Below are 22,287 nucleotides of genomic sequence, written 5' to 3'. Positions count from 1 at the left end.
ATATGAAATTTATGTGAAGCCCATAGCATTCAGGCCTAGCGCTTATTCTTTATCTTTGTGCAAAAAACTTAAAAAAATATTATTTTAGAAATTAATCTCTTATATCCCCTAGAGCATATTAATATAGCCTAAACTGAGTAGTTTAAAAGCTTAATGATCAACATTTTTAAATTGTTTTGATAACACACTTAAAGTTTTCATGTGTTTGCCATAACGACGGCAAGAACGACAAGCAAATAAGTGCAATTGCAGATTACTCTGCTCTCGTAACAGCAATGCTCTATCCTGTTTCTCGGATAATAATTGAGTGGCTTGGCGGCATGTCAACATGAGCAATCCTCCTGCAATAACCATTTATTTTCTAAGCATTCACGTAGTCGGGTGCGGCTGCGATACATTAGTACATTAAAATGTGAAACCGTCAGTTCCAGCTTCTCACAAATTTCATTGGAACTCAGCTCGATCACCTCACGTAGCATAAATACCTGTGCATATTTGGCAGGTAAGTGATTAAGACAGGCATCAAAAATAATCCAGAAATCTTGCTGCTCCATCATTTCTTCAGGGCTTTGCCATGCTTGTGGTGCTTCATATTTATGCCAATGTCCAGAAGCATCAAATAGCTCATCTATACTCAGCTCACTTTCTTCATCCTTAAACAACTCACTCATGCTGACTAAACGAGATTTCTGCCGAATCAAATCAATAATCTTATTTTTTAAAATTGCAAACACCCACGTTTTAAATGCCGCCCGTCCGCTAAATGAGTCTAGATGTTGAAACGCGCTGGTCAGTGCTTCCTGAACAACATCTTCAGCTTGCTGTATTGAAGACAGTTGTAAAATTGCAAATTTCAGCATCTGTTGTCTTAAATCTTGTAAAAAAGCAGGATTGTGCAATTGATTGAATAGATCATCATGATTTTTTGCTGAAGCTGAACTCATCCCTGTATCTCTTCATTATTATAAGGAATATGAATTAATCTTAACCGAATTAATAAGGCTTTTAACGCATAGATTTGTTGTTGAATTTCATGTTCATAAAACTCAGGAAGCACAGTCTTGATCAGTTGATAAAGATCTGAATCGGTTAACTTCGCTTGGTTCAGTTGTTCAAGCAACATGGCGAATAAAGGTGACAAAGGTTCAACACAGACCTGATCTAGATCATCTCGCCATACCATAATAGCACTTGGCGCAGGTTCTACCTGTTCAAGCGTAATTGTCGTTGTCCAGTTATAAACGGGATATTGATAGGCCAGTATCCAAACTTGGGTAATCAATTGCCAATTTTTATCTTTTGTCAGAGTAGGACTTTCTATTTCGACTGTGTCCAAATAAAGTTCTAACCATTCATACTGCAATAGCTCTGCCAACCAAGGATATTGTTGTAATATCGGATGTTGTTGTTCCGTGAGATATTCCCGAAATTGCAGCGAGATATCGTTATATAACGGCGACTGACACTGTGATTTTTGAAAAAATTCTGCCAATAATTGCTGCCACTGCTGTTCAGGTAAGATGCTACGCGCTACAGGAAAGACCAAGTTGATAAATGAACAGACATTATTAAACAACAAATCACGATAGACCTGCATACGGTGCGCTGAAAAGTTTTGTGGTAGCTCTAATTCAGGATCACGAATCCAGTCACAGAACTGTCGCTGCGTGGTATGAAAGGATATTTGTCTTGCTTTCATCACGACCCTCCTGTTGCATTTTTTTAATACTGGTCAATTCATTTTGTAACTGTTGCCAAGATGGAATATTAAAGTCACGTTCCAGTAACGTCGGCTTAACCCCACAAACTTGATAGGTATATTGAAGGAGTTGCCAAACAGGATCACTGATTGCTGCGCCATGTGTATCGATCAATAGATTCTTTTCAACTTGTTCATGGCCAGCAACATGTAAGTAACGAATCCGATCTTTGGGCATCGCATCAATAAAACCATATGCATCACTGCCATGATTAATACTATTTACATAGACATTATTTACATCAAGCAGCAATTCACAGTCTGCTTTGAGCAGCACTTCACGTACAAATTCTGCTTCACGCATTTCTGCATTGGGCATTAAATAGGTAGACACATTTTCAATCACCAATCTCTGCCCTAAAATATCCTGTACCCGCAAAATACGCTCAGCCACATAATTCGCAGCAGCTTCTGTCATCGGGATTGGTAATAAATCATATAAATAGCCTCCATCATGGGTATAACTTAAATGTTCTGAGTAAATCGGCACCTGATAGCTTTGTAGAAAATTTTTAACCTGCTGGATAAATTCAATATTGAGTGGATGCGGTCCACCAATGGATAAAGATAATCCATGACAAATTAAAGGTGCTTTCTCAACACATTGTCCAAGCAGCTTGGCGTGCCGACCACCAAAGCCCATCCAGTTTTCAGGAGCAACTTCAATAAAATCTGGATGAGTATCTGCATTTAAAAACGCATCAATAAACTCACGTCTTAAACCCAGACCTACACCAGCCAATTCAGCCATGGTGAAACTCCTATGATTAGAATGATGCCGACCTAAGCTTTAGACCGACATCATCCATGATTGAAGGGATTATTTGGCCCCGCACTTGCCGTCAGCCACTTTTTTATCTGCACCACATTTTGCATCAGCAGCTTTCTTGGCTGCGCCACACTTCGCGTCTGCTGCTTTTTTTGCTGCACCGCATTTAGCTTCAGCAGATTTTTGCTGTTGTTTGGCTTTATTGGCGCCACATTTCGCTTCACCACATTTTCCGTCAGCAGCTTTGCTGGCATGGGCCTCTGTCGTCGTTGTCGTTGCTGCAACAGTCACTTGGGTTACGCCAGCAACAGAGAGTGCTAATAACGCTGCAACTGAAGTCATCGAATTAAGTTTGCTCATTTTTCTATTCCTTTTAAGGTAAATGCTCGGTTTGTACAAAGGTACATAAAGTTAGACGGCGTAAATCTCGATTTATTACAGTGCAAATAAAAAAATTTATGTAAGAAATTGAATCCTCACCCGACTAATGATCATTCAATCCTATTCGGTGTGAAATTATCATGAAGAACTTTTTGTATGCGCTGACTCAGTACTATCAAAACATCTGCTCAGCACTCAAACATGCGGATGGCATCGCGGCACTTGCCTTACGTTGTTATCTCGTTCCAATCTTTTGGATGGCGGGCACAAATAAACTGATGCATTTTCCAGATACGGTGGAATGGTTCGGCAATAGCGATTGGGGCTTGGGTTTACCCTTTCCTTACCTCATGGCAACGTTAGCAACATCAACAGAACTTGCTGGGGCTGTGCTTTTAACGCTTGGTCTTTTGACACGGTGGATTAGTATTCCATTGATCATTACCATGCTCGTCGCCATTTTCACTGTACATCTGCCAAATGGCTGGCAAGCGATAGCCGATCCCAATGCACCCTTTGCCAATGCACAAGTACTCGCCTCTGCTGAAAAACTGGAAGCAGCTCGGGGAATTCTAGAAAATTATGGTCATTATGACTGGCTAACATCCAGTGGCTCATTTGTGATTTTAAATAATGGAATTGAGTTTGCGGTTACTTATCTGATCATGTTATTGGCTTTAATCGTATTGGGTGGTGGTCGCTATTTCAGTTTAGATTATTGGATAAAGCGAAAATTTTCGAAGTAGCTTTGTCAAAATGGTTTCAAGGTGAATAAAGTCAGGAAGCTGACTGCAATATTACAATTTTGTCATTTATAAATATCTGATTATCTTTGACGCTAAAATGACACGATAAAACTTTGGGCTCGATGAAAGCATGCGAATACTTCTTGTTGAAGATGAACAAAAAACAGGTGATTATCTCCAAAAAGGCTTAACTGAAGCAGGCTATGTGACAGATTGGAGTCAAGATGGCATTTCTGGTCTGCATCATGCTGTGACAGAACAATATGACCTGATTATTTTAGATGTCATGCTTCCGAAGCTGGATGGCTGGAAAATCCTCACGGAAATTCGCAAAGTAAACACCTTCCTTCCAGTGCTGTTTCTTACTGCAAAAGATCAGATCGAAGATCGTGTCAAAGGCTTAGAACTCGGTGCAGATGATTTCCTGATTAAACCCTTTGCCTTCGCAGAACTACTTGCACGTATTAAAACCCTATTAAAACGTGGGCAAATTAAAGAAGAGCAAACCTTCTATGCCGTTGCAGACTTACATCTCGACTTAATTAAACGCCGTGTGGTGCGTTCTGGACAACGCATTGATCTGACCGCCAAAGAGTTTTCCTTACTTGAACTGTTTATGCGTAGACAAGGTGAAGTTTTACCAAAATCACTGATCGCTGCTTTGGTTTGGGATATTAATTTTGATAGTGATACTAACGTGGTCGAGGTCGCGATTCGCAGGCTCAGAAATAAAATTGATACCGACTTTAGCCCCAAACTAATTAGAAACATCCGTGGCATGGGCTATGTCCTAGAGATCGAAGATGAGAACTAAATTATTTCGTTCAATCGGCTTTCGAATCAGTTTTATTTCCACTCTATTCACGATTCTGATCTTGATCGTTATGGGAATATTCGTCAATCAGCATGTGGTCAATTATTTTTATCAACAAAATCAAAAAGAAATTGAAGGAAAAATTCAGCTGATTGAAAATCTTTTCCAACAGAAACCTAGCAATTTTAAGGACGGTTTAGATGAGGCCTTGATTGGGCATGATAATTTGGTGATTCAGATCAAACTGGCCAATGGTCAGACCATTTATAACAAAAAGAATAATCACACCGATCTCAGCCAATTAATACAAACTCAAAATGGGCAATGGATTAATTGGAAAAATAAGGATCAGAGTTATCAAGGCATCATGGTCAATAAGGTTCTTCGCTATGGCGAAACCAATCAGAACATGCAAATCATTGCTGCAATTGAAGTCACCGATAATTATTACTTCCTGCATTCATTTAAACAGCAGTTGCTCATGATTGGTCTACTCGGTGTAATTGGTCTGATGTTTTTAGGTTGGTTGGCCACTTGGCAAGGTCTTGGCCCGATTCGGAAAATGGCAAAACTGTCAGAAAACATTTCTGCAAATAATCTGTCCAATCGCCTTGATCTCAGTAATATACCCATTGAACTCACCCCTTTGGCAACGGCATTTAATGACATGCTCAATCGACTGGAGGTTTCAGTCGATAAACTTTCTGCGTTCTCAAGTGATTTGGCCCATGAGATCAGAACGCCGATCAATAACTTGATGATGCAAACCCAAGTTTCCTTAACCAAGCCAAGAACCATTGAGCAATATCAAGATGTACTCTTTTCAAATTTAGAAGAATATGAACATCTGGCAAAAATGATTTCAGATATGTTGTTTCTAGCAAAATCGGATCATAACCTCGCCTTAAAAAACAAAAAAGAAATCGATTTAAAGCAAGAAATGCGGGTGCTGTTTGAGTACTTTGAAGCCTTTGCATCAGAAAAACAGATACAACTCAAGCAAACAGGTCAGGCATCTATTCAGGCCGAACCAGCAATGATCCGTCGAGCCTTTAATAATTTAATCTCGAATGCAATTAAATATGGTGAGCCAGACTCGATTTTAGAAATCAAGCTGAGCCAAGATCCTCAGCATTCGATCATTCAGATTAAAAATAAAGTGTCTGCTGAAATGCAAACTTTAAGCCCGTTACAGCTGTCTCGTTTCTTTGACCGTTTTTATCGTCTGGACTCATCGCGACACAAGGCCGAAGATGGTACGGGGCTAGGACTGGCCATTACCAAGTCAATTATCGAAATTCACGCTGCAAAAATTGATGTATTTATCGAAGGAGAAAATATTGTCTTTAGAATAATTTTTAAAGCGGAATGATTAAGGACCATACAACTTGGGAGAAGTTATATGATCCTTTTGAAACGTAAAATTATTTTGATGGCGTTTGACCATCATTACCTTGTACCGCTGCATTACGTTCTTGATTCTTTTCCAAGAACATTAAACCACCATCTGCATAACTTAAGCTCGCTGTTGATGCAAACGATAGGATGAAGATGAGTTTAACCAATGCTTTCATTTCTATTTACCTGTTCTCTCTTAACTCTCTATAAGATAGAACAGGTAGCCCAACAACAGCATGACCTGAAAATGACAATTTTGTCATTTCCATCAATGCTTAATAATACAGCGGTTGATCTAATATAGATGATCTCTCAATGTGATATTAGTCTCAATCTAAAGATGTTAATAAATGAATCACAGCATCACCTGCCAATTGCATTGACTTTGGATCGACCTGCTCAATCGTATCACAGGCTTTGTGATAGCACGGCGCGAACTCAAGCTCATCCCCTTTCATTTGCTCATTAAACAAGATCACAGAAGTTACCGGAACTTTACCTAAGAACGGTGCTGTATCACTTGCGGTTAAGGTTGCAACATCTTCTTTAATTTCCAGATTTTTTGCTTTAAAAAATGCTTTAAGCATATTCTCTAATGCGACATCACCACTATGGCTTGGAATACTACGTAAACCATCTAGTAAAGGTTTATAGTCCTGTTCTTGCATGCCACGCTCTTTTAGCATTTTTTCCATTTCATCTATAGATGATTTATCACCATCTGCAATCAGGATTTCAGGATCTTTGGTGCCAACCATATCCACATTGATATAAGCCTTGATGGCTTTTAACTGTTCAGCAGTCAGTTTCTCCACATAAGCTTGAGAACCAGCAATCCCGACTTCTTCCGAGTCCCAAAATGCCAGATGAATGGTGTGTTTCGGTTTTACTTTTTGGCTCGATAATTGTGTCATCAAATCGAGCAATAAGGCTACACCTGAAGCATTATCATTGATGCCAGGTCCCATTTTGACTGAATCATAATGTGCTCCCAGCAAAATTATGCTGTGTGTTGATTCTCCGGGAATCTCCACAATAATATTCTTGCCTTTGGTCTTTTCCCGATTTTCAAAAGTCTGAAGTTCTGTACTAAAACCTGCTTTCTTGGCTTGATCTAAAATATAATCTGCACTTGCCAAACCGCCTTGCGTACCCACAGCACGATTGCCACCATGCTGTTTGGCAATTTGTTCAAATACATGTAAATGCGTCATCATCTGTGCTGCATCGAGTTTTAAACCAGATTGACTCACATCTTCAACTTTTTCTTTGGAATGTTGCTCATTTTTTTGACAACCACTGATTGCGAACATGCTAGTTAAAATACAAATACCTAAAATTTTCTTTAAAAACATAAAATAAACTTAAACCGTTTTTATAAAGTAAGCCTAATACTAGATTTGCACATACGGATTTGCCATTTCAATTTGTATCCTCTGTTCTTATCGATCTAATCAGAAAGATATCGGTGCTTATTTCAAGTGACAGACAAAGCCCATTCTCAATGAACCGGACTTTGTTCTAAGACTGAAGTCATTTTAGTGATGATTTAAACTGCTAAAAATCTGTTCTAGTACTTGCCCAATCGCAAGAATGTCATGATCCATATTCGGTAAACCATCTATTTCTAATCCGACAGGTAATTTTGATTTTGTGCCACATCCAATCGGTAAGCTCAGCCCTGGTAAGCCAATATTACTCCCCGGATCGGTATTGCGAATCAGCCTTTGGAAATTTTCAATTGAACTCACTTGCTCATTTGCCAGTGGCGCAACAATGGCTGAGGTTGGAAAAATTAAAGCATTGAGTTGATGTTCATTAAAAGTTTTCTCATAGAGTGAAAGCAACTGTGGTCGAGCCGTTGTGATCGCATCCTGATATAAAGCTTCGACCGCCACAGACTGACCCGTTTTATCTACAATCAATTCAGGCAAAATATTCTGCTGAAAGAGTTGCTGCACATCTGGGCTTGAAATTTGCTCTACGATAGCGTCTAGATCTACTCCAACTTGATGATTCTTTAAATATTCAATCAAGTCATATTTGCCTTCGTAGATCACTACAGGAAATGAAATACGATGATTCAGCTGCCCTAACTCAGGCATTTCTACACTGATGATTTCAATCCCCGCATTTTTTAAAAGTTGTAGTGCCTGATTAGCCTGCTGCTGCACCTCTTCATCCAGATTTTCCCAAAAATATGCACATAGCCCAAGCCTGATGGATTGAGCCGATATACGAGCTGGGATTTGTTGTTGAGTAATCAATTGATCAATCAATATGATATCGGATACCGAATGTGCCATTGGGCCTGCAGTATCCCGTGTATGCGAGATTGGCGTAATACTCTGTTGAGCATAGCGTCCAACCGTGGGACGAAAACCAACACAGCCATTCAATGCACTGGGTAATCGGACCGATGCACCTGTATCCGTCCCCATTGCAATTGGCACCATGCCGGCAGCAACTGCGACTGCACTTCCCGAAGAAGAACCGCCTGCAATATGTAAGGGATTAACCGCATTACGAGTGCCAATCACACCCTCAATATGCATTGCAGTATTGTAGCCTGTAACCCCAAATGCCAGCTCATGCATATTGGCTTTCCCCACAACAATCGCACCTTGATCAATCAATGCTTGAATCACTGGAGCCGTTACTTTGGGTCTGAATCCGGTTAAAGCAGGTGTTCCTGCCGTATTGCTAAAACCAGCAACATGAATATTATCTTTAACCGCCAGCAATACCCCGATTAGTGCAGGACACGGTTTCCCATCCGCAATAGATTGATCCCAAAATTGTGCCTGTCGAAGCGCTGCAGCATAATCAAGACTGATAAAAGTATTCAGGGACTGCTGTGCATCAATCTTTTCGAAATAGTGATCTAGCAATTGTTCACAAGAAACTTTTCGCTCAGTAACTAGTGCTGTAATTTCCTTGATTGTGGCTTTATCAAGATGAATACCTTGATCTAAAAATACTTTTTCTTTCATCTTTAACATTGTGACTTAAAATCCATTTAAGTAATAATGTTTATAATTTGTACCGTTTTTAGTTAATTAGATATCCTCAAAATTGAGGATACATTTAAGCATGGATCAGTACCGCCATTTCGGTACGGTTATGGCAACCCATTTTTTTCATGGCACTTTTTAAATGCGTTCTTACCGTGGTGAAGCTGATATCCAGTAAATTGGCAACATATTTATCACTCAATCCCTTACTCACCAACATGACCACTTCTTGCTCCCGCTGGGTTAAAAAGTATTGGGTCGATAAATCTATGGGTAAGGCTTGGGTCATATAAGGTTCGAGTAGATTTAAGATCCTTTTTTCTCTTTCACTAAACATCACCGAATCCTGAGCACGCCAAATACGCAAATCACCAATATCTATCCCATCCCGAACAAAATAAATATTTAAACCATGATACAGACCATAAGGTCGTAAAAATTCATTGTAATAGTCCGTTTTTTTTAGTTCTGATATCGAAATGATTTCATTCACGAAAGTTGCTTGTTGCCGTTCCCGCAGCCGAGACGTAATTGGATCATCGTGTTGCCAAATACGGTCATATTCAAGAATTGCTTTAGGATCGATTTGCCACATAATGCCTTGTTTGGATAGATGCTGTTTTGCATCCCAAATATAAGACGCAGCAAAATCAGCTCTTAATAAAGTCGCAATATCTACCAACACTGTTTCACGTAAACGTTCTTGTCCTTTTCCTGAACCTAATTTCCATAGTATTTCTGACAAAAGACTAAATTCGGATCGACTTAAGTCGTGTTCTAAAAGCATCGCCTGCTACCTTTCTATCTTCCTGATACCTACACACACTAGAATTAAGATGAACAGTTATTCCCTTTCGTTTCTCTTTTATATGCCACTGAATCGTTATTTTCTACACTTTATTTTTTAATCGGCTTGCATGAGGCGTTTTGCCATACCAGCGCTTATAAGCATGAATAAAACTGGCGGGTTCGGCATAGCCTAACCATTCAGAAATTTGCTCAATTGAAGTTTGTGTTGATGACAAATAGGTGTTTGCCATCATTTTTCGGGCTTCCTCCCTGATTTTAATAAATGTGCTTTGTTCTTGCGCCAAATAACGACGTAAGGTGCGGGAGTTTAGATATAAACGATCCGCAATCTCTTCCATTGTTGGAATGTTCCCCTTGCTATTCATAAGGATGTGTTGCACTTGATCAGCATATTTTTTTTGAGATTGCCGCTTATCTAGTATTTCTCGGCATTGTTGCTCAGCTGAATGTAACATCAATTCATTTGCCATACTCAACTTTTGATCTATTTTTTCTGCATTGAGCACAATGTAATTTTTTGATCCACCGAATTCAGGCGCCACCCCAAACAATTCATGATAAGGCTGTTGTTCTCCACAGGACTGAAAGCCAAATACTACTTTTTGGCAGAGATTCTCTGGAATCAAATCGTGTTGGACGCTTATCAGTGCGGCAATATCTCGCTCAATAATGAATTGCCATAATGTTTGAGGGATTCCCTCATCTACCTCTATATCAATTCGAATATTATTGGTCTTGGGTGGTTCTGATACCATAAACTGACTAAAGGCAAAAGATAAAGGAAAATAGGCCAAAGCAAAGTTCAAAGCTTCACGAATATTGGCACTACTGATCAAGCCTAAGCCGAGCGAACCAAAGGTGGTAAAGTGATAACGCTGACCCACCTCTAAACCAAGCAAAGGTCTATGGCTAAATGTCTCGACTAAATTGCGAATCAGCTGTAATTCCTGCTGCCCAGTTACCAGCATATTGGGATCAAGCAACTGTTGCTGCTCCAGTCCTGTTCCCTTGAGGATCTGTGTATGACTCACGCCCAGTTCAGCCGCAAAATCTGCCATGAGACGAATACTATGGATACTACGTTGATATGACCATAAGTAGTTCAAACCTATTTTCTCACTGTCCGCTAATCACAATATTTTGTCCTGATCCATCCTCTAAATCAATGCATGAAACGATTATTCTGCAAGCAATACATGATACTTTTCACTTGAGTCCGTTATGTTTAAACAACAATTATCTTCAAATAAAAATATTCGTATCGCCATTATTGGAACTGGATTTGGTGGATTAGGGCTAGCCATTCAGCTCAAACGTGCTGGATTTGAACAATTTACTTTATTTGAAAAAGCCAATGATGTCGGTGGTGTCTGGCGTGACAATACCTATCCAGGTGCTGCTTGTGATGTTCCGTCTCACTTATATTCATTTTCTTTTGAACAAGATCTTGGCTGGAAAAACCGCTATGGTTCATCGCAGGAAATTCATCAGTACTTAAAGCACTGCACCGAGAAACATCAGCTTTATCCGCATATCCAGTTTAATACTGAGATTGCCAGCGCTGATTTTGATGCCACTAAAGGCCTTTGGCAGATTCAGAGTTTAACTGGGGAAAAATTTGAGGCAGAATTTCTGATTGCTGCGGTGGGTCAGCTCAACCGCCCTGCATACCCGAAAATTAAAGGTTTGGATCGTTTCAAAGGAAAAGCTTTTCATTCAGCACGTTGGGAGCATGACTACGACTTAAATAATAAACGTGTAGCTGTGATTGGTACGGGTGCCAGTGCGATTCAATTTGTCCCTGAGATCGCAAAGCAAGTGGCCCATTTAGATATCTATCAACGGTCCGCACCTTATGTCATCCCAAAACCAGATCGTATTTATTCAACATTGGAACGAAAAGCATTTCAAAAACTTCCAATTTTGCAAAGTCTGGATCGTGTATTTCAATATAGTTATAACGAAATTCGCCTCAAGAGTTTTACCGCCACACTGAATGAAATTCCTTTAGCCGAATATATTTTTCAGCGCCATATTCGTGAGGAAATCAAGGATCCTCATTTCCGCCACCGTCTGATGCCCGACTACCCGATTGGCTGCAAACGTATTTTGATTTCAAACTATTGGTATCGAAGTTTGGTTCGTCCTAATGTTGAGGTCATCAATACCGCAATTCAGGAAGTTACTGAAAATGGTATTGTCGATAAAGATGGCAAACACCGCGAAATCGATGCCATTATTTATGGAACTGGTTTTGCTGCAACTGAGTTTATGGCACCCATGCAAATTACAGGACTCAATAGCAAAAGATTAAAAGACCAATGGGTCGATGGCGCAGAAGCGTATTTAGGCTTAACTGTAAGCGGCTTCCCTAATTTCTTCATGTTGTATGGCCCAAATACCAATCTTGGGCATAACTCAATTGTGTATATGATTGAAAGTCAGGTGAACTATATTCTGGATGCGCTTCAAACCCATATCCAAAACAATTTATCCTTCACCGATCTGAAAGCTGAAATCCAAGTACAGTTTAATCAAGAAATTCAGGAGCGTATGAAGTCAACCATGTGGTCGCAAGGCTGCACTAGCTGGTACCAAACTGCGACAGGGAAAAATACCAATAATTGGCCAGGATTCACATTGGAATATCGTCAACGCACCCGTCGCTTCGATCTGGAAAATTACACTCAAGTACAAAAGTCGGCACAGTCACAAGCTCAGATAGACGATCAAGCCAAAAAAATAGCTGTTTAAATTCCCTCATTAATCCATTCTGCATTTGGATTGTCCTTGAATGAAATAAAGGACAATCCATGAGCCTGCCCCAACTCCGTTTGCATAAAATCCTAAAATTTGATAAATCCGCTTGACCTTCCCATAATGTTAAGGTCTATGCTGAAAGCAATCGGATTATCTCTATAGGTATAACTTATGGAAACGCAAACAAAAACATCGTCTAATAATATGAATGTCAGCCTTCAGGTCGAAGGCATGACTTGCGCCAGTTGTGTTGGACGCGTTGAAGCAGCACTCAAAAAAGTTGACGGCGTTCAGTCTGCATCAGTGAATCTAGCCACAGAACGTGCAGATATCACGCTTGCTAAGCCCGTAGACCAACAAGTGCTGATTCAAGCCATAGAACAAACAGGCTATGACGTCCCTGCCAGCAAGGTCGAATTGTCGATTGAAGGCATGACCTGCGCTTCATGTGTTAGTCGTGTTGAAAAAGCATTGAATGCGGTTAACGGTGTAAAAACGGCCAACGTCAATTTGGCAACTGAACGTGCCACGGTAACGGGTACGGCTAAGGCCGAAAGCTTAATCGCAGCGATTGATAAGGCAGGTTACGATGCCAAAGAGATTCAGGCATCCATTCCAGACCAAAGTGAACAACTTGAGAAAAAAGATCATGAACGTGCTGAACTCAAACGTGACCTGATTATTGCAACCATTCTAGCCTTACCTGTGTTTATCTTGGAAATGGGTTCACACTTGATTCCGGGCGTGCATCATCTGATTGAACAAAGCATTGGCATGCAAAATAGCTGGTACTTACAATTTGTTTTAACCACCCTAGTGCTGATTATCCCGGGTCGTCGTTTTTATCTCAAAGGTCTTCCCGCTTTATTCCGTTTAGCACCCGACATGAACTCTTTGGTTGCAGTGGGTACACTGGCGGCTTATCTATTTTCACTGGTTGCAACCTTTGCACCAAAGCTACTGCCTGCTGGCACAGTGAACGTTTATTACGAAGCAGCCGCTGTGATTGTGGCCTTGATTTTACTTGGTCGTTTTCTTGAGGCGAAAGCCAAAGGCCGTACCTCTGAAGCCATTCAACGCTTAGTCAGTTTACAGGCAAAAGTTGCACATGTTTCACGAGACAACCATGTCGTTGATATTCCTATCGACCAAGTGCTTGCAGGTGATTTTGTCATTGTAAAACCAGGTGAAAGAATCCCTGTCGATGGTGAAGTCCTTGAAGGACAAAGCTTTGTCGATGAATCGATGATCACGGGTGAACCGATTCCTGTTGAGAAAAATATTGGTAGCCAAGTGGTGGGTGGAACCATTAACCAGAATGGTACGTTGAGCTTTAAAGCCGTCGCTGTGGGTGGTGACACTATGCTGGCGCAGATCATCCGTCTGGTCGAGCAGGCGCAAGGCTCTAAAATGCCGATTCAAGCGGTGGTTGATAAAGTGACTCTATGGTTTGTGCCTGCGGTCATGCTTGCAGCACTGCTCACTTTCCTCGTATGGTTAGTTTTCGGTCCATCACCTGCTTTAACTTTTGCATTGGTCAATGCAGTTGCGGTACTGATTATTGCCTGTCCATGTGCCATGGGCCTAGCAACCCCCACCTCGATTATGGTTGGTACTGGGCGTGGTGCAGAACTTGGTGTCCTGTTCCGCAAAGGTGAAGCACTACAGCTGTTAAAAGATGCTCAAGTGGTTGCCGTTGATAAAACCGGGACCTTGACCGAAGGTCATCCAGTACTGACTGATTTTGAGGTGACATCCACCTTTGAACCTAATGATGTACTCAGCCTCGTTGCCGCAGTGGAGTCGCTTTCTGAACATCCAATTGCCAAAGCGATTGTCGATGCCGCAAAAAATCAAGGTCTGACCCTGCCTAAAGTTGATCAATTTGATTCAGTCACAGGCATGGGTGTCAATGCCACTGTAAATGAACACCAGAATATCTATATCGGTGCAGATCGCTATATGATTCAACTTGGTCTGGATATCACTCCATTTTCCCATACAGCACAGCGTTTGGGCGATGAAGGAAAATCTCCACTTTATGTGGCAATTGATGGTGCTTTGGCAGGGATTATTGCGGTTGCTGATCCAATCAAAAATACGACACCTGCTGCCATTCAAGCCTTACATCAACTGGGTTTAAAAGTGGCAATGATTACCGGTGACAATGCCCGTACCGCACATGCCATTGCCAAACAACTTGGGATTGATGAAGTGATTGCAGAAGTGCTACCTGAAGGTAAAGTCAATGCCGTGCAAGAGCTGAAAGCAAAATATGGCAATATTGCTTTTGTGGGTGATGGGATCAATGATGCACCAGCATTGGCTCAAGCAGATGTCGGCCTTGCAATTGGCACAGGGACTGATGTGGCAATTGAATCTGCGGATGTGGTGTTGATGTCTGGGAACTTACAAGGCGTTGCAAATGCAATTGCCTTATCCAAAGCAACCATTGGCAATATTCACCAAAACTTATTCTGGGCCTTTGCCTACAACACTCTATTGATTCCAGTGGCTGCGGGTGTGTTATACCCTGCTTATGGCATCTTGATGTCACCGATTTTTGCTGCAGGTGCGATGGCACTTTCAAGTGTGTTTGTGCTTGGTAATGCTCTACGTTTACGTCGTTTCCAACCGCCGTCTGTGCATAAAGGCTAATGGAGGATCTTATGAATATAGGTAAAGTTTCTCAAGCTTCAGGTGTGACTGCCAAAATGATTCGTTATTACGAGCAAATTGGTTTAATTCCTGCGGCAGGACGCAGTAATGCAGGTTACCGCTCTTATTCAGATAATGATGTGGAACGTTTGAAATTTATCAAACGTAGTCGTGAGTTGGGTTTCTCCGTCCTAGAAATCACCGATTTACTGGATTTATGGAATAATCGCAATCGACAAAGTGCCGATGTCAAACAATTGGCTCAGGCACATATCCATAAGCTGGAACAACGCATCCAAGACCTACAGCAAATGGCGCAAACACTCCAAAACCTAGTTGATTGCTGTGCCGGTGACAATCGCCCCGACTGTCCGATTCTGGAAGGCTTAAAAGAGCCAAGTCATGAAATGAAAGACATCCATCATCATAATGATTTGCTCTCGCTGTCCCCACTCACTGGACGCAAGTAAAACAGCATAAAAGACGATCTTATGATCGCCTTTTATTTTTTATCCATTCCATTGATACAAAAAAAGCGGCTATTTAAGCCGCTTTTCATTTATGAACAGATTAACGTGGTGGAAAACCTGCTTCTGATAAAGCCTCGACTACTTGTTGCTGTGAGGCTGTGGTTTCAACTTTAACACTGCGGTTAGGTGGATCAGTAATCACTTTTGCATTGGCATCTACCGCTTGAATCGCACGGGTTACGCCACGTGCACAACCACCACAGGTCATATTTTCGACATGAAATTCCATCGTAAAACTCCATTCAGTTATTTAAGAAGATAAACACACTATAAAGGTTGCCATAATGGTAAGGTCAAGTCTTTTACACATTAAAATCAACAATATTTTATGTGATCATTCCTTCTTTTCGGAAACATAATTGATCGTGTATTTGGGGATTTCTATTTCCAAAGGCTGATCATGAATATCCACCTGACAAGACAGTCGAGACTCTGGACTTAACCCCCAAGCGCGATCAAGCAGGTCTGCTTCAACATCATCCATTTCCTGCAAACTTTCAAAGCCTTTTCGAATAATGACATGACAGGTAGTACAAGCTCCTGAAAGGTCACAGGCATGTTCAATTTCAATGCCATGATCGAGTAAAGTTCTACACAGGTTTGCACCCGTTTTAATGTCTAGAATGCTGCCCTCTGAACAGATTTTTTCATGTGGAAGCACGGTTATCTTCGGCATAATCACTACCTTTCTATCTAATTAGAAAAAGCTGTAATCCATAAAAGGCTGTTTTGATTCAGCCCATTATGGATGGAACCATCAAATCAAGAATAAGATCGAAGGCTTTATAATAGATGCCGTTGTAACCAAGCATTGATTACTTTAATTTCAATATCCTGAGCCAAAATAATATTTTTTGCCAACATGCGAACTTCTGGATCATAGCAATACTTCAAGGCAAGCTTGGCCATATCTACGATCACTTGATGATGTGGAATCATTCCACGCATAAAGTCGATATCAGCATTGCCTGTGTAATTGATTTGCATATCAACCTGCATACGGCTCCTTAGTTCCATATAAGCACGCGTAGAGAGACTATAAATATCACTTGAATCATTTGGGTTAGGTGTTATTGCCGATTGTTGTTCACTCATTATTGTTTCCTTTCTATTCAGCAGCACCACATTCATTTCAAATGTGATTGACATGCTATATGGATGAAAATAAAGGCAGTAACACCGTCAATAGATCAGCGTTTCTATCTTATGTGGCACAGTGACCTTTATGAAAGACACTGTAGTCCTTCCAATAATTGCAAGGTCAAGCCATCAATTGATTAAAATTTTGAGTGACTCAAAAACAAAATTTTATGGGTTCTAAATAAAAAAAGTGCATGATCAACATGCACTTTTTAAAACAATATTTATTGTGTTTTAGCCATTTAAGCCAACTGCCTTAGCACGTGCTTTATGCAATTTTTTATAGCTGTCAATTAAACGTAAATGACGATCAAGCCCTTCCAGTTTCATATTGGTTGGTGTAAGACCATAGAAACGGACTGTGCCTTCAACAGAACCAACTACAGCATCCATACGTTCATTGCCAAACATACGGCGGAAATTGGTTTCGTAGTCTTCAAGCTCCATTTCATCATCGAGTAAGACTTCTAACACCACATTCATGCATTGATAGAACAAACCACGTTCTACCGTGTTGGTATTGTATTGCAAGAAAGTCTCAACCAACTCTTTCGCTTCTTCAAACTGCTCTAAAGCAAGATAGATCAACAGTTTCAATTCAAGCAGGGTTAATTGTCCCCAAACCGTATTGTCATCGAACTCAATCCCGATCAAGGTGGTGATTTCGGTGTAATCATCCAGTTCGCATTCTTCTAAACGCTCAACCAAGGCTTCCAATTGTTCGTCATCTAAACGATGTAGATTGAGAATGTCTTCACGGAATAAGATGGCTCTATTGGTATTGTCCCAAATCAGGTCTTCAACCAAATAAATTTCAGAATAATCAGGCACCAAGATACGACATGCAGTTGCACCTAAGTGCTCATACACCGCCATGTATACTTCTTTGCCCATTTCTTCAAGGATGCCGAATAATTCTGCTGCTTCTTCAGCATTTGAATTTTCACCCTCATTGGTGAAGTCCCACTCGACAAAGTCATAATCTGATTTGGCACTAAAGAAACGCCAAGAGACCAAGCCGCTTGAATCAATAAAGTGTTCAACAAAGTTGTTTGGTTCAGTGACTGCATTGCTTTGGAATGTCGGTTGCGGTAAATCGTTTAAGCCTTCGAAACTACGACCTTGCAATAATTCAGTCAAACTACGCTCTAATGCCACTTCCAAGCTTGGGTGCGCACCAAATGAGGCAAATACACCGCCTGTACGTGGGTTCATTAAAGTCACACACATCACAGGAAATTGACCGCCTAATGATGCATCTTTTACAAGGACTGGGAAACCTTGCTCTTCCAAGCCTTGAATACCTGCCACAATACTTGGGTATTTAGCCAATACTTCTTGCGGTACGTCTGGTAAAGCAATTTCACCTTCCAGAATTTCACGTTTAACCGCACGTTCAAAAATTTCAGATAAGCATTGAACCTGAGCTTCTGCCAAGGTATTGCCCGCACTCATACCGTTACTGAGATATAAGTTCTCAATCAGGTTTGATGGGAAATAGACAATTTCATCATCAGATTGGCGTACAAATGGCAATGAGCAAATACCACGTGCTGTATTCCCTGAGTTGGTATCGTATAAATGTATACCCAGTAACTCATCATCTGGGTTATAAATTTCGAGACAATATTCATCCAAAATTTCTTTTGGTAATTCGCCATTTGGACCCGGTTTAAACCACTTCTCATCTGGATAATGCACAAATTCTGCATTGGCAATGTCCTCACCCCAGAACTGATCGTTATAGAAGAAGTTACAGTTTAAACGTTCAATGAACTCACCTAAAGCCGAAGCTAAAGCACTTTCTTTGGTTGAGCCTTTACCATTGGTAAAGCACATTGGTGATTGTGCATCTCGGATATGCAAGGACCAGACATTCGGTACGATATTGCGCCAAGATGCGATTTCAATCTTCATGCCTAGGCCTGCCAGAATCCCTGACATATTGGCAATGGTCTCTTCTAATGGCAGGTCTTTACCTGCAATATAGGTGCTGCTTTCAGAGGCAAGGCTTGGCATCAATAAGGCTTGTGCATCTGCATCAATGCTTTCAACCTCTTCAATGATAAACTCTGGACCAGTTTGAATCACTTTCTTAACCGTACAGCGATCGATTGAACGCAAGATGCCTTGACGGTCTTTTTCAGAAATATCAGCTGGTAATTCAACCTGAATTTTAAAAATCTGTTTGTAGCGATTTTCAGGATCGACAATATTGTTCTGTGATAAACGAATGTTGTCGGTTGGAATATCACGCGCAGCACAATACACTTTGACAAAGTAAGCTGCACATAACGCAGATGAAGCAAGGAAATAATCAAATGGACCGGGTGCAGAGCCATCGCCTTTATAACGAATCGGCTGATCGGCGATTACCGTAAAGTCATCAAACTTCGCTTCTTGGCGAAGATTGTCGAGATAATTAACCTTGATTTCCATGCGAGCACCTAAATATTCTTATGTGTTGCAAGTACATAAGATTGAAAATATTAATCTATAAGTCGAATCGTGGATCACAAATGGACTTAAAAAACTGTTGCTAAGGTCGTCTTATGACTCTATCTAAACACTGACCTTAGTATTGATGGGCGCTATTATAGAAGTATTTTGTGTAATTGATAACTTTTGTCTGTTTTTCTAGCCTTTTTATGAACAATTAAGCAGGTTTTACCATATTGACCCAAACTTAGAGCTGCATGGCAATCTCAACAAAGGCTTTTGCAATCGGTGTCATCTGTTGCTTGTTTTTGACCGCGAGTCCTATTGAACGTTTGGTATTGGGAGATAATGGCCGTTTTACCACATTGGGATATAGCTGAAGAATATTTTTGTCTAGGGCTAAATCCGCCACAATTGAAACCCCTGCACCATGATTGACCATATTTAAAATCGACAGGATTTGCGACAAGTTATACTTAATCTGCGGCGTAAGTTGTGCAGCCTTAAAAAGTTCCATGACATGGTTTTGACTGCCCGCACTGGTCAGAATAAAAGGATGATCAATCAGCTCTTGCAATTGCACTGCTGGCTTTTGTGCAATCTCTAAATCCTTAGGCAATAAAGCAACAAAGATATCCTCCAACAAAGCAAAGTTATCAAAGTGGGTTTCAGGCAACACCACAAAGCCAAGATCGACTTTGCGTTCATCTATCCATTGCAATACTTCTTTATCAGTTCCTTCTAGCATCAACACCTCAACATCAGGATATTGCTGCGTAAATTGTTTTAAAATCATTGGAATCAGCACATTGGAAGATGATGCGCCAAAGGACCCAATCCTTAAAGTTCCCGCTTTTAGACCCTTTAGATCCATTACTTCTTGGTGAATAATGTTAGAAACATTCAAGATTTCATTTACATAAGGCAGTAAGCGTTGTCCTGCAGCTGTCAGTTCTACTTCATTGTTATTTCGATAAAACAGTTGGGTTTCCCATTTCTTTTCCAACGATTTAAGTGCATGCGAAATCGCTGACTGTGAAATATTCAGTAGTTGTGCAGTATGTGTAAAATTTTTTAGTTCCGCGAGTTTTGAAAATATTTCGAGTTGGGTCAGGGTCATCATGATTCATTCATGAGTAAAAGCTCATTTTACTATAAAAATAAATTAGTTTTAGGATTTGATTCAATTCTATATTGATTAAAAATTGCATGCGTCATTTAGCCATTTCTCTTTCGAGCTCCACTGTTTATTTTAAGCTGATCTGTGTTGCCATGATGTGGGGTGGTACCTTCATCGCAGGACGAATTGTTGCTGCGGAACTCTCTCCGAACTTATCTGCATTATTACGCTTTGGTTTTGCTGCAGTCTTACTGGTCTTAATCTTATTGAAAAGCACAGGAAGTTTTCCAAATCTTTCTGCACAACAACATGTCTATGCCATCTTGATGGGATTGACCGGTGTACTTGCTTATAATTTATTTTTCTTTGCTGCTCTATCCAGAATTGAAGCAGGCAGAACTGCACTGTTTGTGAGTTTATCCCCTATTTTAACCATCTTGGCAATGCGGATTTTCTTTCAGGAAAGGCTTCGGAGAATAAATTATTTAGGTGTATGTCTCGCTTTAATCGGCACACTCATCGTCGTGAGTAAAGGTGAATTTTTTGCTGCATTCACTCAATCTTTTGGCGCGGGTGAAATGATGATGTGTGGCGCGGTCTTCAGTTGGGTCATTTACACAATCTGCTTTAAGCAGACCCGTGCACCCGCTTTAACCATGACCACGTATTCAGTACTTTGGGGAACATTATTTCTATTCATCAGTCTTATGCCTGAATTTATGCAGTTTTCTCTGCCGCATATTTCTCTTCGTAGCGGGTTATCAATTGTATTTCTAGGTGCCTTTGGTACTGTACTAACTTTTGTCTGGTATGCCGAGGCGATTCACAGCATTGGTGCATCTCGAACCATCGTATTTAATAATTTAGTACCTGTATTTGCAGTCTTACTGGCATTTCTTATTCTGAATGAACCCATCACCTGGTCAATGCTGGTGGGTGGCAGCCTAAGCTTTATTGGTGTTATTTTAACCAACAAACAGGAAGAATAGAGCTATACAAACAGCAATAAAAAACTTAGCTAAAAAGCTAAGTTTTTTATTGCAAGATGAATATTTTTTGTGCAATACTTAGCTTTATGGCTAAGTATGATTCTAAACTCGATTTGTTATTCAGTGCTCTCAGTGATCCAACGCGCAGAGATATCTTAACGCGACTGTCTTTTGGGACAGCATCGATCACTGAACTGGCTGAACAACATGACATGGCCCTGCCATCTTTTCTAAAACATTTAAATAAATTAGAAGAAGCAGGACTTATTCATTCAGAAAAAAATGGACGAATCAGAACTTGTGCTCTGACACCCGATGCATTCACCCCCATGCAAAATTGGTTAAGTGAGCAACGGGCAATCTGGGAACAACGACTTAATCAATTTGATCGTTATGCACTCGAATTAAAAAGGAAAAGAGAAAATGAAACTGGATCCAAAAACTGATTTAAAACTAGAAAGAGTGATTGATGTGCCGCGTGAACTGGTCTGGGAATGCTGGATCACACCTGAACACATCCAACACTTCTTTATTCCTCGCCCGCACTCGATTAAAGCCTGTGAAATTGATTTACGAGTGGGTGGGAAATTCAACACCATCTTTGATGTGGATGGCAATGAAATCAAGAATGAAGGTGTTTACCTAGAAGTGATTGATGGCAAAAAACTGGTCTTTACCGATACTTATACTGAGGACTGGAAACCTGCTGAGAATCCATTTATGACTGCGATTCTGTTGCTTGAAGATGCAGGTAACGGAGCAACCAAATATACTGCAATTGCCAGACACCGTACTGCTGAAACTCGCCAGCAACACGAAGACATGGGCTTCTTTGAAGGTTGGGGAACAGTGATTGATCAATTGGTTGAGTATGCTCAAGGACTAAAAGCCTAATCTATTTACAGATAAAAAACGCCTCAAAGCCCAATCATTTACGCACTTTGAGGCGTTTTTTTATTG

Annotated in this window: 24 protein-coding genes; 9 read left to right on the top strand and 15 right to left on the bottom strand. The window is 40.6% G+C overall.

The genetic code is table 11. The features are described from left to right. Nucleotides 1-150 precede the first annotated feature (150 nt). The 5 genes from A7P54_RS06110 to A7P54_RS06090 all read right to left on the bottom strand — a co-directional run bounded on the left by A7P54_RS06110 (nt 151) and on the right by A7P54_RS06090 (nt 2,888). Nucleotides 151-330: a zf-HC2 domain-containing protein gene (locus tag A7P54_RS06110; protein WP_004653549.1), complete on the bottom strand. Its 180-nt coding sequence runs from the start codon at nt 328-330 to the stop codon at nt 151-153. Continuing rightward, the gene (locus A7P54_RS06105) at nt 324-944 is read right to left on the bottom strand and encodes an RNA polymerase factor sigma-70 (RefSeq protein WP_005188352.1); all 621 of its coding nucleotides are present in this window, start codon (nt 942-944) and stop codon (nt 324-326) included. Before A7P54_RS06105 ends, A7P54_RS06110 begins: the two co-directional genes overlap by 7 nt. Further along, entirely contained in the window at nt 941-1,699 is a 759-nt protein-coding gene (locus A7P54_RS06100; protein ID WP_005313729.1) for a putative DNA-binding domain-containing protein, read from the bottom strand. Before A7P54_RS06100 ends, A7P54_RS06105 begins: the two co-directional genes overlap by 4 nt. Further along, nucleotides 1,650-2,510 carry a DUF692 domain-containing protein gene (locus A7P54_RS06095; RefSeq protein WP_171548990.1) on the bottom strand — a complete coding sequence of 287 codons (861 nt, stop codon included), beginning with the start codon at nt 2,508-2,510 and terminating at the stop codon, nt 1,650-1,652. The genes A7P54_RS06100 and A7P54_RS06095 overlap by 50 nt, the downstream gene beginning before the upstream one ends. Nucleotides 2,511-2,579: 69 nt before the next feature. Beyond that, complete coding sequence (locus A7P54_RS06090) at nt 2,580-2,888, bottom strand: hypothetical protein (RefSeq protein ID WP_005188347.1); 309 nt, start codon at nt 2,886-2,888, stop codon at nt 2,580-2,582. 161 nt (nt 2,889-3,049) lie between these two features. Here A7P54_RS06090 and A7P54_RS06085 point away from each other — a divergent pair, with 161 nt between their 5' ends. The 3 genes from A7P54_RS06085 to A7P54_RS06075 all read left to right on the top strand — a co-directional run bounded on the left by A7P54_RS06085 (nt 3,050) and on the right by A7P54_RS06075 (nt 5,841). Beyond that, the gene (locus A7P54_RS06085; RefSeq protein ID WP_171548989.1) at nt 3,050-3,655 is read left to right on the top strand and encodes a DoxX family protein; all 606 of its coding nucleotides are present in this window, start codon (nt 3,050-3,052) and stop codon (nt 3,653-3,655) included. A gap of 130 nt (nt 3,656-3,785) precedes the next feature. Continuing rightward, the gene (locus A7P54_RS06080; RefSeq protein WP_005203769.1) at nt 3,786-4,469 is read left to right on the top strand and encodes a heavy metal response regulator transcription factor; all 684 of its coding nucleotides are present in this window, start codon (nt 3,786-3,788) and stop codon (nt 4,467-4,469) included. Next, nucleotides 4,459-5,841: a heavy metal sensor histidine kinase gene (locus A7P54_RS06075; protein WP_171548988.1), complete on the top strand. Its 1,383-nt coding sequence runs from the start codon at nt 4,459-4,461 to the stop codon at nt 5,839-5,841. Before A7P54_RS06080 ends, A7P54_RS06075 begins: the two co-directional genes overlap by 11 nt. A gap of 52 nt (nt 5,842-5,893) precedes the next feature. Here A7P54_RS06075 and A7P54_RS06070 read toward each other — a convergent pair whose 3' ends face one another. From A7P54_RS06070 to A7P54_RS06050, 5 genes are all read right to left on the bottom strand, one after another. Next, nucleotides 5,894-6,043 (bottom strand): hypothetical protein, encoded by a 150-nt coding sequence (locus A7P54_RS06070; RefSeq protein ID WP_171548987.1) that lies wholly within the window; start codon nt 6,041-6,043, stop codon nt 5,894-5,896. A gap of 153 nt (nt 6,044-6,196) precedes the next feature. Next, nucleotides 6,197-7,222, bottom strand: coding sequence for a M20/M25/M40 family metallo-hydrolase (locus A7P54_RS06065; RefSeq protein ID WP_171548986.1), 1,026 nt, complete (start codon nt 7,220-7,222; stop codon nt 6,197-6,199). 183 nt (nt 7,223-7,405) lie between these two features. Further along, entirely contained in the window at nt 7,406-8,869 is a 1,464-nt protein-coding gene (gene iaaH, locus A7P54_RS06060; RefSeq protein ID WP_171548985.1) for an indoleacetamide hydrolase, read from the bottom strand. A gap of 85 nt (nt 8,870-8,954) precedes the next feature. Further along, entirely contained in the window at nt 8,955-9,668 is a 714-nt protein-coding gene (locus A7P54_RS06055) for a helix-turn-helix transcriptional regulator (RefSeq protein WP_171548984.1), read from the bottom strand. 103 nt (nt 9,669-9,771) lie between these two features. Then, complete coding sequence (locus tag A7P54_RS06050) at nt 9,772-10,797, bottom strand: AraC family transcriptional regulator (RefSeq protein ID WP_171548983.1); 1,026 nt, start codon at nt 10,795-10,797, stop codon at nt 9,772-9,774. 115 nt (nt 10,798-10,912) lie between these two features. On the opposite strand from A7P54_RS06050, the gene A7P54_RS06045 reads away from it, so the two are divergent. The 3 genes from A7P54_RS06045 (at nt 10,913) to cueR (ending at nt 15,579) form a co-directional block, all read left to right on the top strand. Next, on the top strand, nt 10,913-12,445 hold the full coding sequence (locus A7P54_RS06045) for an NAD(P)/FAD-dependent oxidoreductase (RefSeq protein WP_171548982.1): 1,533 nt from the start codon (nt 10,913-10,915) through the stop codon (nt 12,443-12,445). Between the two features lie 177 nt (nt 12,446-12,622). Next, nucleotides 12,623-15,109 (top strand): heavy metal translocating P-type ATPase, encoded by a 2,487-nt coding sequence (locus A7P54_RS06040; RefSeq protein WP_171548981.1) that lies wholly within the window; start codon nt 12,623-12,625, stop codon nt 15,107-15,109. Between the two features lie 11 nt (nt 15,110-15,120). Further along, nucleotides 15,121-15,579, top strand: a complete 459-nt coding sequence (cueR, locus tag A7P54_RS06035; RefSeq protein WP_171548980.1) for a Cu(I)-responsive transcriptional regulator — start codon at nt 15,121-15,123, stop codon at nt 15,577-15,579. Nucleotides 15,580-15,679: 100 nt separating this feature from the next. Here cueR and A7P54_RS06030 read toward each other — a convergent pair whose 3' ends face one another. The 5 genes from A7P54_RS06030 to A7P54_RS06010 form a co-directional block, all read right to left on the bottom strand. Next, nucleotides 15,680-15,868 (bottom strand): heavy-metal-associated domain-containing protein, encoded by a 189-nt coding sequence (locus A7P54_RS06030; RefSeq protein WP_004653564.1) that lies wholly within the window; start codon nt 15,866-15,868, stop codon nt 15,680-15,682. A gap of 105 nt (nt 15,869-15,973) precedes the next feature. Next, nucleotides 15,974-16,315, bottom strand: coding sequence for an ISC system 2Fe-2S type ferredoxin (gene fdx / locus A7P54_RS06025; RefSeq protein WP_171548979.1), 342 nt, complete (start codon nt 16,313-16,315; stop codon nt 15,974-15,976). Nucleotides 16,316-16,422: 107 nt separating this feature from the next. Further along, entirely contained in the window at nt 16,423-16,734 is a 312-nt protein-coding gene (locus tag A7P54_RS06020) for a DUF305 domain-containing protein (protein ID WP_171548978.1), read from the bottom strand. 279 nt (nt 16,735-17,013) lie between these two features. Then, nucleotides 17,014-19,218, bottom strand: a complete 2,205-nt coding sequence (locus A7P54_RS06015; RefSeq protein ID WP_171548977.1) for an OsmC domain/YcaO domain-containing protein — start codon at nt 19,216-19,218, stop codon at nt 17,014-17,016. Between the two features lie 247 nt (nt 19,219-19,465). Beyond that, the gene (locus tag A7P54_RS06010) at nt 19,466-20,338 is read right to left on the bottom strand and encodes a LysR family transcriptional regulator (RefSeq protein ID WP_032859019.1); all 873 of its coding nucleotides are present in this window, start codon (nt 20,336-20,338) and stop codon (nt 19,466-19,468) included. Between the two features lie 89 nt (nt 20,339-20,427). Here A7P54_RS06010 and A7P54_RS06005 point away from each other — a divergent pair, with 89 nt between their 5' ends. From A7P54_RS06005 to A7P54_RS05995, 3 genes are all read left to right on the top strand, one after another. Then, nucleotides 20,428-21,327: a DMT family transporter gene (locus tag A7P54_RS06005; RefSeq protein WP_171548976.1), complete on the top strand. Its 900-nt coding sequence runs from the start codon at nt 20,428-20,430 to the stop codon at nt 21,325-21,327. A gap of 86 nt (nt 21,328-21,413) precedes the next feature. Next, nucleotides 21,414-21,773, top strand: coding sequence for a metalloregulator ArsR/SmtB family transcription factor (locus A7P54_RS06000; RefSeq protein ID WP_004653570.1), 360 nt, complete (start codon nt 21,414-21,416; stop codon nt 21,771-21,773). Next, on the top strand, nt 21,751-22,221 hold the full coding sequence (locus A7P54_RS05995) for an SRPBCC family protein (protein ID WP_171548975.1): 471 nt from the start codon (nt 21,751-21,753) through the stop codon (nt 22,219-22,221). Before A7P54_RS06000 ends, A7P54_RS05995 begins: the two co-directional genes overlap by 23 nt. Nucleotides 22,222-22,287: the final 66 nt, after the last annotated feature.

This window comes from Acinetobacter sp. Ac_3412, assembly GCF_013072675.1.
Lineage (GTDB): Bacteria > Pseudomonadota > Gammaproteobacteria > Pseudomonadales > Moraxellaceae > Acinetobacter > Acinetobacter higginsii.
The sequence above is the reverse complement of the archived record's forward strand: the minus strand, read 5'-3'. Positions and strand labels throughout refer to the sequence as shown.

What these genes read in the sequence shown, in the direction of transcription:
- A7P54_RS06075 (WP_171548988.1), top strand. Translation starts at nt 4,459, where the DNA reads ATGAGAACTAAATTATTTCGTTCAATCGGCTTTCGAATCAGTTTTATT.
- A7P54_RS06095 (WP_171548990.1), bottom strand. Translation starts at nt 2,510, where the DNA reads ATGGCTGAATTGGCTGGTGTAGGTCTGGGTTTAAGACGTGAGTTTATT.
- fdx (WP_171548979.1), bottom strand. Translation starts at nt 16,315, where the DNA reads ATGCCGAAGATAACCGTGCTTCCACATGAAAAAATCTGTTCAGAGGGC.
- A7P54_RS06020 (WP_171548978.1), bottom strand. Translation starts at nt 16,734, where the DNA reads ATGAGTGAACAACAATCGGCAATAACACCTAACCCAAATGATTCAAGT.
- A7P54_RS06030 (WP_004653564.1), bottom strand. Translation starts at nt 15,868, where the DNA reads ATGGAATTTCATGTCGAAAATATGACCTGTGGTGGTTGTGCACGTGGC.
- A7P54_RS06110 (WP_004653549.1), bottom strand. Translation starts at nt 330, where the DNA reads ATGTTGACATGCCGCCAAGCCACTCAATTATTATCCGAGAAACAGGAT.
- A7P54_RS06000 (WP_004653570.1), top strand. Translation starts at nt 21,414, where the DNA reads ATGGCTAAGTATGATTCTAAACTCGATTTGTTATTCAGTGCTCTCAGT.
- A7P54_RS06085 (WP_171548989.1), top strand. Translation starts at nt 3,050, where the DNA reads ATGAAGAACTTTTTGTATGCGCTGACTCAGTACTATCAAAACATCTGC.
- A7P54_RS06070 (WP_171548987.1), bottom strand. Translation starts at nt 6,043, where the DNA reads ATGAAAGCATTGGTTAAACTCATCTTCATCCTATCGTTTGCATCAACA.
- A7P54_RS06100 (WP_005313729.1), bottom strand. Translation starts at nt 1,699, where the DNA reads ATGAAAGCAAGACAAATATCCTTTCATACCACGCAGCGACAGTTCTGT.
- A7P54_RS05995 (WP_171548975.1), top strand. Translation starts at nt 21,751, where the DNA reads ATGAAACTGGATCCAAAAACTGATTTAAAACTAGAAAGAGTGATTGAT.
- A7P54_RS06040 (WP_171548981.1), top strand. Translation starts at nt 12,623, where the DNA reads ATGGAAACGCAAACAAAAACATCGTCTAATAATATGAATGTCAGCCTT.
- A7P54_RS06080 (WP_005203769.1), top strand. Translation starts at nt 3,786, where the DNA reads ATGCGAATACTTCTTGTTGAAGATGAACAAAAAACAGGTGATTATCTC.
- A7P54_RS06105 (WP_005188352.1), bottom strand. Translation starts at nt 944, where the DNA reads ATGAGTTCAGCTTCAGCAAAAAATCATGATGATCTATTCAATCAATTG.
- A7P54_RS06010 (WP_032859019.1), bottom strand. Translation starts at nt 20,338, where the DNA reads ATGACCCTGACCCAACTCGAAATATTTTCAAAACTCGCGGAACTAAAA.
- iaaH (WP_171548985.1), bottom strand. Translation starts at nt 8,869, where the DNA reads ATGTTAAAGATGAAAGAAAAAGTATTTTTAGATCAAGGTATTCATCTT.
- A7P54_RS06045 (WP_171548982.1), top strand. Translation starts at nt 10,913, where the DNA reads ATGTTTAAACAACAATTATCTTCAAATAAAAATATTCGTATCGCCATT.
- A7P54_RS06015 (WP_171548977.1), bottom strand. Translation starts at nt 19,218, where the DNA reads ATGGAAATCAAGGTTAATTATCTCGACAATCTTCGCCAAGAAGCGAAG.
- A7P54_RS06065 (WP_171548986.1), bottom strand. Translation starts at nt 7,222, where the DNA reads ATGTTTTTAAAGAAAATTTTAGGTATTTGTATTTTAACTAGCATGTTC.
- A7P54_RS06055 (WP_171548984.1), bottom strand. Translation starts at nt 9,668, where the DNA reads ATGCTTTTAGAACACGACTTAAGTCGATCCGAATTTAGTCTTTTGTCA.
- A7P54_RS06090 (WP_005188347.1), bottom strand. Translation starts at nt 2,888, where the DNA reads ATGAGCAAACTTAATTCGATGACTTCAGTTGCAGCGTTATTAGCACTC.
- A7P54_RS06005 (WP_171548976.1), top strand. Translation starts at nt 20,428, where the DNA reads ATGCGTCATTTAGCCATTTCTCTTTCGAGCTCCACTGTTTATTTTAAG.
- cueR (WP_171548980.1), top strand. Translation starts at nt 15,121, where the DNA reads ATGAATATAGGTAAAGTTTCTCAAGCTTCAGGTGTGACTGCCAAAATG.